This window comes from Anaerobiospirillum sp. NML120511 (genome assembly GCF_023050955.1).
In the GTDB taxonomy this organism is placed as follows: domain Bacteria; phylum Pseudomonadota; class Gammaproteobacteria; order Enterobacterales; family Succinivibrionaceae; genus Anaerobiospirillum.
In genome coordinates, this window is the sequence record NZ_JALKIK010000004.1 from 1 (window position 1) to 15484 (window position 15484).

The 15484-nt window shown below is 51.3% G+C and carries 11 protein-coding genes and 1 rRNA gene; 3 read left to right on the plus strand and 9 right to left on the minus strand.

Annotation, left to right across the window (positions count from 1 at the left end; genetic code table 11):
- Positions 1 to 88 (minus strand): 16S ribosomal RNA (locus MXE39_RS01745); the annotation flags it as partial.
- Positions 89 to 539: 451 nt separating this feature from the next.
- On the opposite strand from MXE39_RS01745, the gene MXE39_RS01750 reads away from it, so the two are divergent.
- The gene (locus tag MXE39_RS01750; protein WP_247073736.1) at positions 540 to 719 is read left to right on the plus strand and encodes a hypothetical protein; all 180 of its coding nucleotides are present in this window, start codon (positions 540 to 542) and stop codon (positions 717 to 719) included.
- Positions 720 to 831: 112 nt separating this feature from the next.
- The gene (locus tag MXE39_RS01755; RefSeq protein WP_246976841.1) at positions 832 to 1257 is read left to right on the plus strand and encodes a hypothetical protein; all 426 of its coding nucleotides are present in this window, start codon (positions 832 to 834) and stop codon (positions 1255 to 1257) included.
- A 247-nt stretch (positions 1258 to 1504) separates the two neighbouring features.
- Here MXE39_RS01755 and MXE39_RS01760 read toward each other — a convergent pair whose 3' ends face one another.
- Complete coding sequence (locus tag MXE39_RS01760) at positions 1505 to 2833, minus strand: DNA cytosine methyltransferase (RefSeq protein ID WP_348647458.1); 1329 nt, start codon at positions 2831 to 2833, stop codon at positions 1505 to 1507.
- Between the two features lie 92 nt (positions 2834 to 2925).
- Between MXE39_RS01760 and MXE39_RS01765 the strand changes: the two genes are divergently transcribed.
- Positions 2926 to 3123 carry a hypothetical protein gene (locus MXE39_RS01765; protein ID WP_246976838.1) on the plus strand — a complete coding sequence of 66 codons (198 nt, stop codon included), beginning with the start codon at positions 2926 to 2928 and terminating at the stop codon, positions 3121 to 3123.
- Here MXE39_RS01765 and yfcE read toward each other — a convergent pair.
- The 7 genes from yfcE to fliE all read right to left on the minus strand — a co-directional run bounded on the left by yfcE (position 3110) and on the right by fliE (position 14179).
- Positions 3110 to 3733, minus strand: a complete 624-nt coding sequence (gene yfcE / locus MXE39_RS01770) for a phosphodiesterase (protein ID WP_246976835.1) — start codon at positions 3731 to 3733, stop codon at positions 3110 to 3112. The genes MXE39_RS01765 and yfcE overlap by 14 nt on opposite strands.
- A gap of 674 nt (positions 3734 to 4407) precedes the next feature.
- Positions 4408 to 4863, minus strand: a complete 456-nt coding sequence (fliJ, locus tag MXE39_RS01775) for a flagellar export protein FliJ (RefSeq protein ID WP_246976832.1) — start codon at positions 4861 to 4863, stop codon at positions 4408 to 4410.
- Positions 4864 to 5324: 461 nt separating this feature from the next.
- Positions 5325 to 6788, minus strand: a complete 1464-nt coding sequence (fliI, locus tag MXE39_RS01780; RefSeq protein ID WP_246976829.1) for a flagellar protein export ATPase FliI — start codon at positions 6786 to 6788, stop codon at positions 5325 to 5327.
- A gap of 652 nt (positions 6789 to 7440) precedes the next feature.
- Positions 7441 to 8940 (minus strand): FliH/SctL family protein, encoded by a 1500-nt coding sequence (locus MXE39_RS01785; RefSeq protein ID WP_246976827.1) that lies wholly within the window; start codon positions 8938 to 8940, stop codon positions 7441 to 7443.
- Between the two features lie 1409 nt (positions 8941 to 10349).
- On the minus strand, positions 10350 to 11360 hold the full coding sequence (gene fliG / locus MXE39_RS01790; protein ID WP_348647459.1) for a flagellar motor switch protein FliG: 1011 nt from the start codon (positions 11358 to 11360) through the stop codon (positions 10350 to 10352).
- Positions 11361 to 11708: 348 nt separating this feature from the next.
- Positions 11709 to 13643: a flagellar basal-body MS-ring/collar protein FliF gene (fliF, locus tag MXE39_RS01795; protein WP_246976824.1), complete on the minus strand. Its 1935-nt coding sequence runs from the start codon at positions 13641 to 13643 to the stop codon at positions 11709 to 11711.
- A gap of 23 nt (positions 13644 to 13666) precedes the next feature.
- A complete protein-coding gene (fliE, locus tag MXE39_RS01800) occupies positions 13667 to 14179 on the minus strand; it encodes a flagellar hook-basal body complex protein FliE (protein ID WP_246976821.1) in 513 nt (170 codons plus the stop codon).
- Positions 14180 to 15484: the final 1305 nt, after the last annotated feature.

The following is a 15484-nucleotide window of genomic DNA, read 5'->3' on the forward strand; positions in this document are numbered from 1 at the left end:
GCAAGCTCCTCTGCTGTTACCGTTCGACTTGCATGTATTAGGCCTGCCGCCAGCGTTCAATCTGAGCCATGATCAAACTCTTCACTTTAATGATTCGTTTGAAGTGCAACTGTAACCAGTTGCCAGTATGTTGGCAAAACTCAAAGTTCTTAACTTAAAGAACCCACACAGATTGTCTGTACCTGATTTTTAAAGAACTTGGAGGCGCCTGGCCTTTGCAGCTGTTTGCTCAGTGCGTCACAGCGGAAACGTATTTTAATGATTTTCATCACCGCGTCAACACTTTTTTTAAAAAATTTGAGCGCGGATTTACAGTCTATCCAACATGATAATGTTAAAACGTGATGTATATCATGTTTTATTCATTTAAAATCTTATGATCTTTTTTAAATTTGATCTGCATCTCATATTAAGAATATGGATTTGAAACCATAACTGTCCCACACAGCTCATACTTTTCTATTAAAAGAGTTGCAGATTTCCTTTACCCAACATCCATAACCCTGCTGCATGACACACCTTTCAGTAGCTTTGTGTCTATGCAGGCCCTCATTGCAACAAGGCTTACCCGCCATATTCAGCCTGTCTTTAACTGCGGCGGCACAGCCGCTGACGCGGCTGACCGCCGCTGCTGCATGCAGCAGCTGATGACCCGGCCGGTTGCGGTACAAGTGCTGCCGGTTCAACTGATGCTGGTGCTGGTGCTCCTAAGCTGGTAATGCCGGTTCAACTGATGCTGGTGCTGCTGATGATCCTGAATTATGGTTTCCGTCTTTAAGCCAGGTATAAGGCGGGTATAATCGCGATATTACTAATTTTCCGGAGACCATCATGCCACTGAACAAGGCTCTTGCACGCGCAGCCTCAGCTGCTGCACTTACCATGCTGACCATCCTGCCAATAAGTGCCCATGCTCAGGGCGGACAGGAAAATTTCAAATCCACCGCTGCTGACACTGGTACGGCAGCTGTCTCCACGGATCAACAGAGTGCACAAACTGAAGGCCACAACGGATCTGTAAGTGGTACAGGCAAAGCTCTTGACGGTGCTGCCTTTGATATTTCTCTGCCTGCAACTTATGAGCGCTGCCAGAACACAGACAAAATGGCTGAGTATCTCAAGTCAATTCCAGCTAAGGACACAGCAAAACTCAAAGAGTTCAATGCCTTTTTGCTAGACTGCCAGAAGGTTCTCAACGAGCACATAGCAAATACCAAAGAGCGTATTGCTGAACTAAAGGAGCAGGCAAGGCCATAAGCAGGCATAAGCCATCACGAAAAAGGGCTCTGCTGTCATAGACGCAGAGCCCTTTTTCTCTTGTACACGCATATAAGTGCTGTGATTGCCGTAAGAGTCCCTGCGGTGATCAGCCCAGTTGCATCCTGTACAGGCTCAAGTCTCTCAACTGCATGACTTAATAATACTCAGCTGCTCTTACCTTACTGCCCCCTTAGTGCACAGAAACTCATCCTCTTTTATCTGTACAGACCCGGCCGGTTTACTGTCAGCTATGAGATCTGTCTGCTCTGGACAGCACAGAGAAGATCGTGCGTCCTACCGCAGCAGCAAGCATTACAGGAACGGCATTGCCTATCTGGCGCATGCTTTCTGTCCATGATGAGTGGAAGTGATAATCATCAGGGAATGTCTGGATGCGGGCACTTTCTCTTACAGTAAAGTAGCGCAGACTGCCATCATCAAGAGTAATCATGTTTTCCCCGCCAGGAACACCGTGGACACCAGCCTTGATGGTCTTTGATGGGGCATCAGGCAGAGAACCGGTATGACCGGCATATGCTCTGGCGCCGTCACGGAACTCATGGCAGTTACAGGCCGCAGCCTCTGGAGACAGCGGACATGGCAGATCTCCTATGGCATCACGCACAGTACGCCATGGCTTGATATGAGGGTTATCCTGAACAAATCTGCTTACCTTGTTGATAGCCATAATATTGATATCACTGACAGTCGGTTTCTTAAGTCCATGACGCTGCCAGTAACTGCCATCACCCCACTTGCTGTAGAGCAGTGCTTCTTTTGCATGAGTTGGTTCAGGAAGCACAGGGGCCATATTCAGGTCTGCTCTTATTCCGGTAATAAAGACGCGGTGTCTTACCTGTGGCACTCCGAAATCTGCGGCATTGTACAGACGATATGCAACCTGATACTCAGCTGAGCCGTGGCTGCCCTCATCATGTGCCTTAAGATCATGAAGGTGCTGCTCCCAGTTCTGATCTGGCTTACGTACCAGTGACGGCCATGTGAGCTGGAGCAGAATATATTTGAAATAAGAGGCAAAAGCAGGCCGAAGCAGTCCCTGCACATTTTCAAAGACAAAAGCCTGAGGCTGAAGCTGCCTTACCGCCCGGACTGCTTCAGGAAACATATCCCTTGCATCATCGCAGGCCTTTGCCCTGCCGCCAACTGAAAAAGGCTGACACGGTGGCCCGCCCGATATCAGTGCCAGCTCACCGGCCTTGAATCCCATCTCCAGCCAGTCAATCTCACGGACATCACGTCTGAAGATCTTCCAGTTTTCCGTCAGCGGGCACCCCATTTGTATATTGTCTGCAATATTTCTGCAGCAATCAGAGTCGCGCTCAAACAATCCCTCATGCGCAAATCCAGCCTGCCCAAGGCCCAAAGCCAGACCACCAGCACCACAGAACAGTTCCAGAGATCGCAATGCTAATGGGGCTGCCTTATCTGTACTCCCGGATGCTGCAGTTGCGGATTCGAGCCCGCATGCAGATGCTGGAGCAGACACCGGCATGAAAGCGTTGGCGTGAGCAGACGCCGGCATGAAAGCGTTGGCGTGAGCAGACGCCGGCATAAAAGCGTTGGCTGGAGTGGCTTTAGAAGCCGATGCAGGGGCAGCACCAGCTGTAGAGGCCGATGCGAGGCAATGACCAGTTGAAGAGGCTAATGCGATGGTTGGACCAGCTGAAGATGCTGATAAGAGGGCAGGAGCTGATGCTGATGCAGGAGCAGCAGCCGTCGATGATCGATGCGTTGAGCCTGACTTCATTGCTGTGCCTTAAAAAAATGGTCCAGAACCGGCTGGCTCTGGACCTTTGTATGCTGAAATCAGAGCCTTGGGGCCCGTTTATCAGACGAATTTAAACATATAGGTATCAACCAGGTTGTCATCCATATCCCTGATTTCCATACGATCCTCAAGGATCAGTCCAAAGCCGGCCTTTGTGCCGCCCTTTGGCAGGGTTGGAGAGCCCGGGTTGATGTTGATAAGACCGTTCTTTTTAGGGAAAACACCGGCTACGTGGGTATGACCGCTGAGCACAATGTCGCCAGACTTGAGTCCGAGACTGTCGCGCATTTCGTCTGCAGTGGCGAGGTCTTCGGCATCAATCTTGTGCAGATGACCATGAGTCAGAAAAATACGCTGCGATCTGGTACGTCCAGTGGCATCAGGACCTGATGGATCAGAGACGATGATGTTGGCGTAAGGAGCATTGCACTGGAATTTGAACATCATGGAATCAACCTCACCATCGCAGTTTCCACGAACGCTTATGATCTTTGAGCCCATGGAGTTGAGCAGCTCAATAGCCTTTGGTGGATCGTAGGTCTCGGTGATGATGTTGCGAGGACCGTGGTTGAGCAGGTCGCCCAGCAGGACCAGGTAATCACAGGAGTACTGATCAAAATACTTGAGTGCATTGGAAAGCACTCCGGCTGCACCGTGGATGTCAGTAAGTACGAGGTAGCGCATTATTTCACCTTCCTTGTCTGATTTATGTACCTGGATACTCCGGTGTCAATCATCAGGAAGCTCTGATACTCAATCAGGCTCATTTCATGTTCCGGGCATGCCAGCCATGCGATTATCTCACAATTCCAGCCTGTCCCTTTGAGCATGATTCGCGAAAATCGGCCGGTACACGCCAGCTGAGTACAGGGCGATTTGATGCTTAATTAATGCTTATCCGCAGGTCCTTATGGCAAGGACTCATATGTGACCTGATGATAAAGGTGACTTTCAGGACGTCATGGAATTCAGGGCAGCGATCGTTAGTGCCTAATGTCCCAGGGGCATAAGAACCTTCAGAACATCAGGACAACCTGACCTCAGTGGCTCGGGGCTCTGAGGGTCACAGGCTCGGGACACGGAGGGCCTCATAGACTCTGAACATCGGTAGCTCCTGGTCTCATGGGCTCTTAATATCGGTAGCTCAGGGGCTCATGGGCCCGGATCATTGGTGGTCTCAGAGCCGCTGGTCCGTGTATGTGAGGGTCACTGATCCCTTAACCTGTAAGATGTAATGGGGCGCTCAGGCCTTTTGTATGAAGCAGATACATCAGAGGCACCTTGCGGTGCCTCTGAATTAATAATAGACGCAGGCTGAAAGCCTGACTGTCCGAACAGTTACGGGAAATCTACTGCATTTAGCCCAGCGAAGACTGCTGACGACGGCTGTAGCTTGAGACCACAAACTCATCAAGCAGCTTCTGCTCGCGGCGCTGCTCTTCCTTGAGGCGCTTTTGCTGCTGCTTTTCGATAAGGGTTTCGATGATCTTGCGCTCTTTCTGGCGGGTCAGATAAATCTGGCGCTTCTGCTCAGTAAGCATCTTGAGACGCTCAAGCTCCTGACGCTGCTTGAGAGCAATATTGTCCAGCTTCTCAATAAAGGCCTGATAAGCCAGAATCTTGGTACCGGTCAGGCCCTGACGGCCCTCATTCTGCATCTCGGCGATATAGCTCAGGCGGAACTCCTCCACCTGCTTGATCTGAGCTTCGTAATTGGTGACCTGATTACGGCAGAATACCCAGTCCTCAAGAGACTTCTCCTCGTCCCTCTGACGCTTGTCACGTACCAGTGATAAAGCTCTGTCTCCGGCCATTGACCAATTCTCCGATGTAAAAGCATTAACATGATTCTAACAGCTCACGTGAGGTCAGAAAAGCGATATTTACCGCATGCGTCGCATTGCTATATCTATCAAAGTTCTGACACAGATGCTGCTGATAAACTGATTGAGCAACTTTTAAGCCAGAAAAACAAATCCCCATATCTGATTAGGATATGGGGACTGTTGATATGGGCCAGGCGTCCATGCTGATAATGCCAGATCCAGCTGACAAGGCAGTTATGCTGGTTTGGCAGTAGATGCTGTCAGGTCGGTGGCTATGGCTGAAGGTGCAGCTTCGCCAATGGTGGGTGTAACTGCAGCTTCAGCAATGGAAGCTGTAGCTTCAGCTACGGCAGCGGTGGCTTTGGCCTCAGCTGCGGCAGCGGTGGCTGTGGCTGCAGCTTCGGATATCGCGTTGTCTGCTACTGTGGACAGGCGCGGATTTACCGGATTTACTGCTGAGGCTGGCCGTTGCGTGGGGTCAGAGACATGCGGGCTGCTACCTGACCGCCGCCTGGCTGAGGCTGCTGACGGGCTGGTGGTGGCATCATGCGGGCATTTTGCATGTTGTTGACCTTATTTTTGGCGTCATCAATAAGAATCATGGATAGCTTGCGCAGTCCATCAAGACTGTCTGAGAAAGGAATAACCTCACGCATGCCCTGCTGGGTAAACTCATCGATATAAGGCTTAATCATCAGAGCCTGGTCAATACGGGCATCTGAGCCACGCTGATAGGCACCAATGGAGATGAGTTCACGATTCTGATTGTACTGGGCAAGGCACTGACGGATAGTACGAGCCATGACCATGTGCTCTTCAGTTACTACGGCCGGCATAACACGGGAAATTGACTTTTCCACGTCAATGGCAGGATAGTGACCTGAATCAGCAAGCTCACGTGAAAGCACGATGTGACCGTCAAGAATGGCTCGAGCCGAGTCAGCAATTGGATCCTGAAGGTCGTCACCTTCTACCAGCACGGTAAAGAATGCAGTAATGGAACCCTGACCCTCAGCACCGTTACCGGCACGCTCTACCAGAGCAGGAAGCTTGGCAAATACTGATGGCGGATAACCCTTGGTGGCTGGCGGCTCACCTACTGCAAGTGCAATTTCACGCTGAGCCATGGCATAACGGGTCAGGGAGTCAAGCAACATCAGTACGTTGTAGCCCTGATCGCGGAAGTATTCGGCAATGGACAGAGTGGTCTCACAGCCCTTAAGACGCATCAGAGGAGAGGCGTCAGCAGGAGCGGCTACCACGATGGAGCGTGCACGGCCCTCATCACCAAGAATGTCCTCAATGAACTCCTTAACCTCACGACCTCGCTCACCAACCAGACCTACAACAACGATGTCAGCATTGGTACCACGGGTCATCATACCCAGAAGCACAGACTTACCAACACCAGAACCTGCAAACAGGCCCATACGCTGGCCCTGACCTACGGTTAGCAGGGCGTTGATGGCACGGATACCAGTATCAAGACTCTGGCGAATTGGACGACGTGCCATAGGATTGAGGCGGGATGCTGTCCACTGGGCAGCATTGCCTTTGGCCAGAGGACCAAGTCCGTCAATAGGATTACCCATACCGTCGATCACACGGCCCAGCAGATGAGTACCGTATGGGAACTCTCTCATGGAGGTAATAGGATAAACGGCAGCACCTGGAGTAACACCCTCTACCTTTTCGGTAGGCATGAGGTAAATGGTTTCGCCGGCAAAGCCCACAACTTCTGCTTCCATATCGCCATTGGCAAGCTCAATTCGGCAGCGGTCACCTACGGCAACCTTAAGACCCACAGCCTCCAGAGTAAGACCTACTACACGGGTAAGTTTTCCTACTACCTGAGGAGAGCTCTCTGATTCTGGCAGTTCAATAGCCTTGAGGCGGGATAAGAGATTATTCATCGAAAAAAACCTTCTGTTACTCAGGAAGCTTCCTGCAGGTACTCCGGGCCTGTATGCACTGCCTCATGTCATGCATGACGTGGAGGCCTGCATGCATGAAGAAGACTTCATTATGATGGCTTCATGCATATGCATGATTGCACGCATTGGCGGGGTTACATGGCAGCACTGATGGCCTGATGCTGTAAGTCAGATATTTTACCGCAATAAAGGCCTTACCAGGCTTATGGAGGAAAAAGCTGCAGGGATTGGGCCAGACTTACTGTGCTGTACGTTACCTTGCGGTGCCGTACTTTACCTTGCGGTGCGGTACGTTACCTTGCGGTGCCGTACTTTACCTTGCGGTGAGGCACTTTACCATGAAAGGTCCTGCCATGCCCCTGCACTCAGTCCATGCATGACACCGGCGAAAACTGAACAGGGCAAATGGATACAGGTATCCACTGTGGGCATGTCCCAGTTGGGCTCATGGGCACAATGAGACAGGAGACAGACTGGCAGGGCCAGTAAAGCAAAAGGCGTGGCGTAAGCTTGATCAAAGCCGGCCACGCCTTGGCGTATGAATTCTTTATGTTTTAACCCAGGCCCTGCTTTTACTCAGGGATTACTGGCTGATGGCGGACCTGATTTATTCCGCCTGAATATTACTGGATCAGCCCTGCATCTGACCTGGTGGAATGGTGTCAATCTGAACCTGTTCGTCCATCATGTCATCCTCACCTGGCATCTGCTCCATGGCTGCCTCATGAATGGCATCCTGCTCCTCAGGGCTCAGGATATTGCCATCATAGCTGTGGCTTGGGGTGGACATTGGGGCCATAGCCTGGGCAGCCGCTTCAGCACGTGCCTGAGCCTGAGCCTGAATAGCGGCATTGGACTCATCAAGCATGGCTGCATCTTTCATCTCGGCTGCATCCGGATCAGCCATATCATCACCTACGTCCTGCCCCATGGCAGCAGCCAGAGTGCGCTCAGCCTCATTGGCAAACTGAGGACGTGGAGCCATCTGGGCCATGTTCTGGGCAATGCGATCAGACATGTTCATGAGATCGCGAGGTGGAATAATTGGCTTCTTAGGTACCTCATCGTAGTCAGGGGCACCATCAATAACTTCCTTTCGGGCAGATGAAACAGCATCGGCAGAGCCGCTAAGGAAGTCGCTGATCAGAGCATCGATACGATCGTTCACACGCCACTGTACTGAGCTTGAACGGGTATTGACGACAATATCGCCCTCTTCAATCTCTTCAGATGGCTTTAAGTCCCATCCCTGAGAGCGCATGTAATCATTGCCGATGGCAGCAACCATCAGAGCATAATCATTTTCGTTGAGCAGAATCTCGGCGCCCTGCTTTGCTTCAGGCAGCAGGCTGTAGCAGCGCTCAATACCACTCTTTAAGAACTCAACATCACCCTTGAGCTCTCGCTTTAATACGACCTTGGCAAGACGGGAGATGATGTAAACAACCTCGTCTGTAACCTTCTCATCCATTTCACGAATTGGATTGGCCAGCATGTCAGCAAGATGACGGAAACGGTCAGCCTGGGTAGTAACAATATCACTGCCTGCAGCAATACCTGCGGCCTGTCCCTGGGCATAGCCCTCTTCACGGCCTACCTTGAAGCCGTCCTGATAACCGGCATCTTTGCCTTCCTGCTCACCCTGAGTAAAGCCGTCAACCTTACCCTGCTCTACACCCTTCTGGTAGCCTTCCTCATGGCCCTGACTTAAACCTTCAGTATAGCCTTCACTGCGGGCAGCATTACGGATAGCCTCGAGTTCCTCAACCGAAACTGATGGGGATTCTTCCTTAACCTCTTCCTGTGCATGAGCAATGGCAGCACGCTCTGCAGCCAGACGCTCTTCTTCTGCCTGACGATCTGCCTCAGCCTTGGCCATACGCAGAGCTTCCTGGTGACGGCGGAAGTAACCGCCCACCTCATAGCCCATGGCATTGGTGGTTACTGGCTTGCCGTCATCAAACAGCGGCCACTGCATTGGAGTAAAGACGTCCGCAGCGTCACCCTGAACCACGGTGACCTCCTTGTACTCAGGAGAGCGAACTTCATCCTTAATCGAGGCTACAACTCGATTAGGATCGATCTTGGCGTTCATGCTGGCAAAAGCATGATCGTGACTTGGGATAGACATGTCCAGAAAACTCCTAAAACCATTATGCGGAGCATAATGTACGGCCACCGTATGGACGCCTGCAGCTAAAGAATCACAGGGTACCATCAGGTAAAAATGAGGAAAGGCAGTGCACGGATAAGCCGGTTTACCGTCTTGTTGCGGCATTGCTTCAGCTTTCTTTTGCAACAGATGGGCCAAGTTCAAAAACATTGAACAAATAGCCTGTTTAAGCTCTTTGTCACTATGATTTGTAACTCATACCACACTATATGGACAGACCGGTTCCCTCTTATGTCAGAGTGTCGGCACACCGTCAAAAAACCGTGTCCGCAATAAAATGGCCTGCGCAATATCATTTTCACACATTAGCTGCAGGACTGAGCACAAAAGTCTTACCCGGCCCTTGCACTCAATTGCGTGCCTGAATGCTGCCCCTGGTACCTGCACTCTTAGCAGGCTGTCATTACCATTGCCCCTGCTCCCCGATATGGCCCCCTCTGGGCATGCCTCATCGCAGACACTGCCTGTTACCTGTGATCCCCGTGCTGGCTGGAGTCATCACAGTCACCGCCTGTTACCTGTGATCCCCGTGCTGGCTGGAGTCATCACAGTCACCGCCTGCTACCAGGGATGCGCCGTCTGTACAGGAAGACTTACACTTGCAACTCGCTACACGGGATGCGCTTTTATCTCAATCACCGCCATATACCGAGGATAATACCTCAGGGCAGCCATCCTCCAAGTCACCTTCTGACTTAAAGGCAGCTGATAAGCATTTTACAGCTTCGAGTGGGCAATATATTGAGGAACATAAAAGGATAAAAAAAGCCCATACCTCTCAAAGAGATATGGGCAAATACAATCATCTTAGCAAACGGCTAAGGTGATACAAATAAAAACTGGCACTATTTTATAGAACGCCTCTTTACTGGGGTAGGGGGTTCTTTGAAAAAAATCGACGATTTATTGTGCATGCACTGATTTTTAGCAACTTCTCTTGCTGATTCTGGCTTTCTGAAGCATCCTTCTTTAATAAAACCGGTAGAAGAATGCTGTGCGGTTCAGATCACCAGAAGCGCCTGATAAAGCTACTTTACCCTGTCGCAAGGTATGGCTTAATTACAGGCTTTTGTAGAAATATCTACACCCCACACTTAAACAGTACGTACGTACGTACGTACATACGTACGTACCTACGCACGTATATGCCGGGAGGAGATGGGCCGGGAGGTTCGAGGTCTCCTGGCCTGCTCTGTCCTGTTTTTCATTTTTGAGGTATGAAAAACAAAACACCTGAACCGGCATATGGCTGATTCAGGTGTTGAGTACAGTAACCGCCGGGCCGGTGCCTGTTGCAAAGGCTGGAACCGGCCCGTGGTGTGGCGTAGTACCGGCCAAAGCCGGAGTGAACGCCGCACAGGTATGAATTATTCGATGAAGTCGTTGTCGGCTGCACCACGGGACAGCATAATCTGACCGGAGTCGGCCAGCTTGTGAGCAATAGCCAGGATTTCCTTCTGAGCTGCCTCGACGTCGGAAATCTTGGTAGGACCCATGGACTCCAGATCTTCCTTGAGTGATTCGCGGGCACGGGTAGACATATTGGAGTAGAACTTCTCTCGCAGGCCTTCGTCGGCACCCTTGAGGGCCTTGACCAGTACGTCGTTTGGAACGTCGCGCAGCAGGGTCTGAATGGAGCGATCGTCCACAGCACCGAGGTTCTCGAATACGAACATGAGGTCCTGAATCTGCTGACCCATTTCCTTGTCCTGAGCCTGAATGGCGTCCATGAGCTGGGTCTCGGTGTTGTTGTCCAGGTAGTTCATGATGTTTGCTGCAGACTTCAGACCACCAATCTTGGCTGTCTGAGTACCAGCAGAACCGGCGAACTGCTTCTCCATAATTTCGTTGAGTTCCTGTAATGCAGCAGGCTGAACTTCCTCGAGAGTAGCAATACGCATGATAAGGTCAAGACGTACTGTCTCAGGGAACTGACTTAAAATCTGGGCTGACTGCTCAGGATCCAGATAGGACAGAACAATAGTCTGAATCTGAGGGTGTTCGTTCTGGATAATGGTAGCAACCTGACGGGCGTCCATCCACTTGAGGGAATCCAGACCGTGGGAACCGCTGCCCATGGAAATCTGGTCAACGAGGTTGTTGGCCTTGTCTTCACCCAGAGCGGCAACCAGAGCATTCTTAACGAAGTCAGAGGAACCAAGACCGATGTTGGAGTGCTTGGTGATGTTGGTCAGGAAGGTCTTGTGAACGGCGTTCACGGAGTCCTGATTGAAATCCTCAAGTTCGGCCATGCGGATACCGAGCTTCTGCACCTGCTTTGGCTGCAGATTACGGAACAGAGTAGCGGCATCATCCTCAGAGAGGGAAAGCATCAGGATCGCGGCCTTATCAATACCGGAGAGCTTCTCCAGAGCCATCTTCTCGTCATCGGACAGCTCAAGGCCATTGGAGGATGGCTGTACAGGATAGCCTGCATTTCCACCACCCTGTCTCATCAAAGCACGATCTGACATAGCAAACCTCTAAAAGTGTTATTAATCATGTGCCCGGGGCTCAGCCCCTGACACTCTCCTGCAGCTGTTATGGCACTGCCGCATGGCTTGGGCGGCGTGCCGGGCTGTCAAGAGCTTGACGAATCTGTCTGTTGCTGTGACAACAGCACCTGAACAGCTGAACTCTGGTATCAAAGGTCAGGTGTTCAGGTCCTGAACGGACAAAGGGGCGGGGCGAACCCCACCCCCCTGATTAGATTTTGATATTTGAGCTTAAACGCCTGATGGAGGCTTGTTACCCTTCTTCTTATCCTTCTTGTCAGCCATGTCGGAGTTAATCCAGTCACGGAGTACTTCGGCAGAGAGCTGAGGTTCGTTGGATACCAGGGTACGTACTGCGTTGAGCAGATCCTCATCACGGTGCAGGTTAGGCAGTTCGATGCCACCTTCACGGTTGATGTTGTAAATCTGGTCGGCCAGTTCGTTCTGAGCGGCAATCAGGTTGAGATCATCCTCACCACCCAGGGCTGAACCATTGTCCATCTCCATCTGCTGCTCGTAGGCCAGGTCTTCGGCGCTCTTGCCACGGAGCAGGCGGTTGATCATTGGGCGGACTACGAATACTACGAGTACCAGGATGATGAGCACGGCACCGGCGATGCGCAGGATACGCAGGAAGGCTTCCTGCTGCCACCAAGGCAGGGCTGGCTTGATATCATCATGAGGGAAGGAAACACTGGCTACCTTAACGAAGTCGCCACGGGTCTCGTTTAAGCCCAGACCGCCGCGAACCAGATCAGCGATCTTGTCGAGATCCTCCTGAGCGCGTGGCACGTAGCTCACAGAACCGTCAGGAGCTGTCTGCCGCATGTAGTCAACTGCTACGGATACGGTCAGACGCTGTACCAGGTTAGTAGGACGGATAGTGTGACGTACAGTGGTGTCTACTTCGTAGTTACGTACGGCCTCACGGCTTTCGTTCTGAGGAGTATTGCTCTCACCTTCCATGGCAGTGCCATTACGCAGCTGCTGTGGGATGGTGGCATTGGCAGGTGGCTGGTTGGACAGGGAGCCTGGAACACCATAAGGAGTGCCTTCTTCCTTGGAACCTACCTGCTCGCGCAGAGTCTCGGAACGTACGGACTGGTTGTCAGGGTTAAAGAACTGACGGGTTTCCTCTTCGATGGTGGTGTCAAGGGTGACATCAACTTCGGCAGAGTAATTACCCTCACCAAGCATAGGGCGGAGGATGGTATCGAGCTTGTCGCGATACTGGGCCTCACGCAGGGTACGCATTTCAAATTCTTTCTGCAGACGGTCATCACCATTGGTAGAGGTGTTCTGATCGCTCAGCAGACGACCATGCTGGTCGGTCACAGTAACGTCCTTGGCCATCATGTTGTGGACAGAGGAGGCTACAGTGAAACGAATGGAGTTTACGTTGTCAGGGGAGAGGTAAGCACCGTTCTGTAATGTCACTACTACGGCAGCAGATGGGCGCTGCTGGGCACGTGAGAAGACATTATCACGTGGAATGGCCAGTAACACAGTGGCGTGCTCTACACCATTGATACGGGAGATGGCATTGGCCAGCTGTAACTCACGGCTGTGCTTGATACGCTCGGATTCCAGACGCTGGGATACACCAAAACCGTTGTCCTTGAGAATAAGGGCATCCTGCTCGGCGATCTTGTTTACGGCTACACCGTTGCGCAGCATGGCTTCACGTACCTTGTTGTAATCGTCCACGTGTACGAGAATGCTGTCACCGTTTAAGGTGTAGTTAAAGCCCTGGAGAGAAAGGAAGTCGATAACCTTGCCCAGCTCTTCTGGAGTGTAGCGGCCCAGTGAGCGCTGTGACTGTAACTGGGAGCTTGACTGCAGTGAAAGCAGGCCAAATACGGCGCCGGTAAGGAATAAGACCAGGAAGCCCAGAATAATGAGCTTTCTTAAGATCTCACCATTGCGCAGGAATTCGGAGACACGACCCTTGAAAGTGGAAGCAGCCGGTGGAGAATTTACGGTGCTGCCCAGGGTGCCGCCGATGCGGTTATTGTTGACTACGCCATCATCCCCATCGACATTATCGGAATCAACATTATTGGTTCTGTTGAGATCATCCGGATTCTGATCAGCCTGATTTACCAGAGCTGTGCCAGGTTCCTGAGGATTTGAGCCTGCGGCCACTGGGAATGAATTCTCTGACATTTTCTATCCTTTACAACGAAAGTTTAAATCTGCATCTGCATGATTGACTGATAAGCGTCAACCAGTTTGTTGCGGATCTGTAAAGTTGCCTCGAAAGATAAGCTTGACTTGTTGGATGCGATCATCACGTCAGCCAGGGTAACAGAACGGTCACCTACGTCAAAACGGCTCTGCAGGGATGCAGATTCATTCTGGATGACGTTTACGTTCTCAAAGGCATCCTTTAAGAGCTGCTTGAACTCACCAACAGACTGACCGGCTGAAGTGGTTGGCTGATAAACCTTGGCAGTATCACGGTTCTCAACAACGCCATTGTTGAAAGTACCGTTGATGTTGGCAGTGGCCTTTTCGCGTAAGGCGCGGGCAGCACTCTGACCATCGAAATAAGGGCTGTGACCGCCAATCTGACCAAAGGTGTTACGACCGTCCTGCATGAGAGCGGTAGTGCCCATACCCTGAGTCATGGCGTTCATCTGCCTGTTCATCTGCTCAAGTTGGCTTAATAAGCCGCTGTTGGAAATGTGTTCGATGCCCATTTTATAGCTCCTGTCAGATTAATGACTAAATATCAAATCTGACAGTATACAAGTCAAAAAGCATGCCACACTGCCAAAATACCCATTAAAACGGCATATATATCAGCTTTATCTGTGGTTCATTTTAGAGCAAAACTGCTTTTCGACTGTAGAAAATGAGGCATTTGAGCGCAGGTTTTCAGAACCTGTCGGGCCCCTTTTTCAGGCCCTGAAAATTGTTGGGGAAAAGCCACTCTGAGGCATTATCTCTCCCGGGGTTTCTCCTGACTGCTGCACCACGGTGACAGCACACATGGGCCCTCCATACACTGGACGTACTGCATCACAGAGCAGACGTACAGAATCAGTGTCGACGCACAGGGCAAAAGCCTTTGTGTGATGACCCTGGGAGCAGAGCTTTCTGGCCTTATGTTTTCAAGCTAAACCGAAAAAAGCCGCCTAAAGGCAGCCGGTCTCCTGACAAAACAGACAGGTGATCCTGACAATTATAATATTTTACTGATCATATTGCCCGGTCTGTGTCGCAAATTTTTGCAAAAATCACAAAACTGCGCCCTCTGAGAGCATGTACATAATGACATAGCAACAACGGTCGATGCACTCTCACCTCCTGGCGCATGTAATTCCGCTCTGCTGTGCAGACATATGGCAGGTAAGCCGCAGCTACTGAGCATCAGGAAAATTACGTGTATGCACGGACTTGTACACATACCTGTGCTAGCCGCTAAGCACAGCTTCTCTGCTGATGCAGCCTTACTCTGACTGCGGCCGCGCTCTCACATCAACGCAACCCAATAGCAGCCAGACTCAGAGCCTGCTAACTCACAGGCATCAGGTACAGGGAGGGCCGCAGCAAGGTTGTGGCAGGAAGACTGCTGCAGGCAGACTGCTGCAGGCAGGCCTTATGTGGACAGCGGATATGCACACCAGGTGTGCAAAACAGGCAGTGCCGTCCATTGAGCTGCTCAATGCCGCTCACGGCTATCTGTACATCACAGCTCCCGTTACAGGAACATCCTGAGACAAGTCCTTGCGCCATAAACTCTGACAGTACAGAGTGCTGATGACATGGGACGTGTACATCAGCACAGGCAGCATGCACAGAGCAGTCTGTAAGGACAGAGACGCCTGCAAGGACAGATACAATGGCCAGCGACTCAGAACCGACAATGTCGGTCAGCAATATCATGTCAGCCTGGCCGGTCAGCCACGCAAGTTAAGTAATATCGTAGCAGCCATGCTGTTCTGCCACTCCGGTCAGCCACGCTGCGCAGAACTGACATGGACGCAGCTTTATGCCTTGAA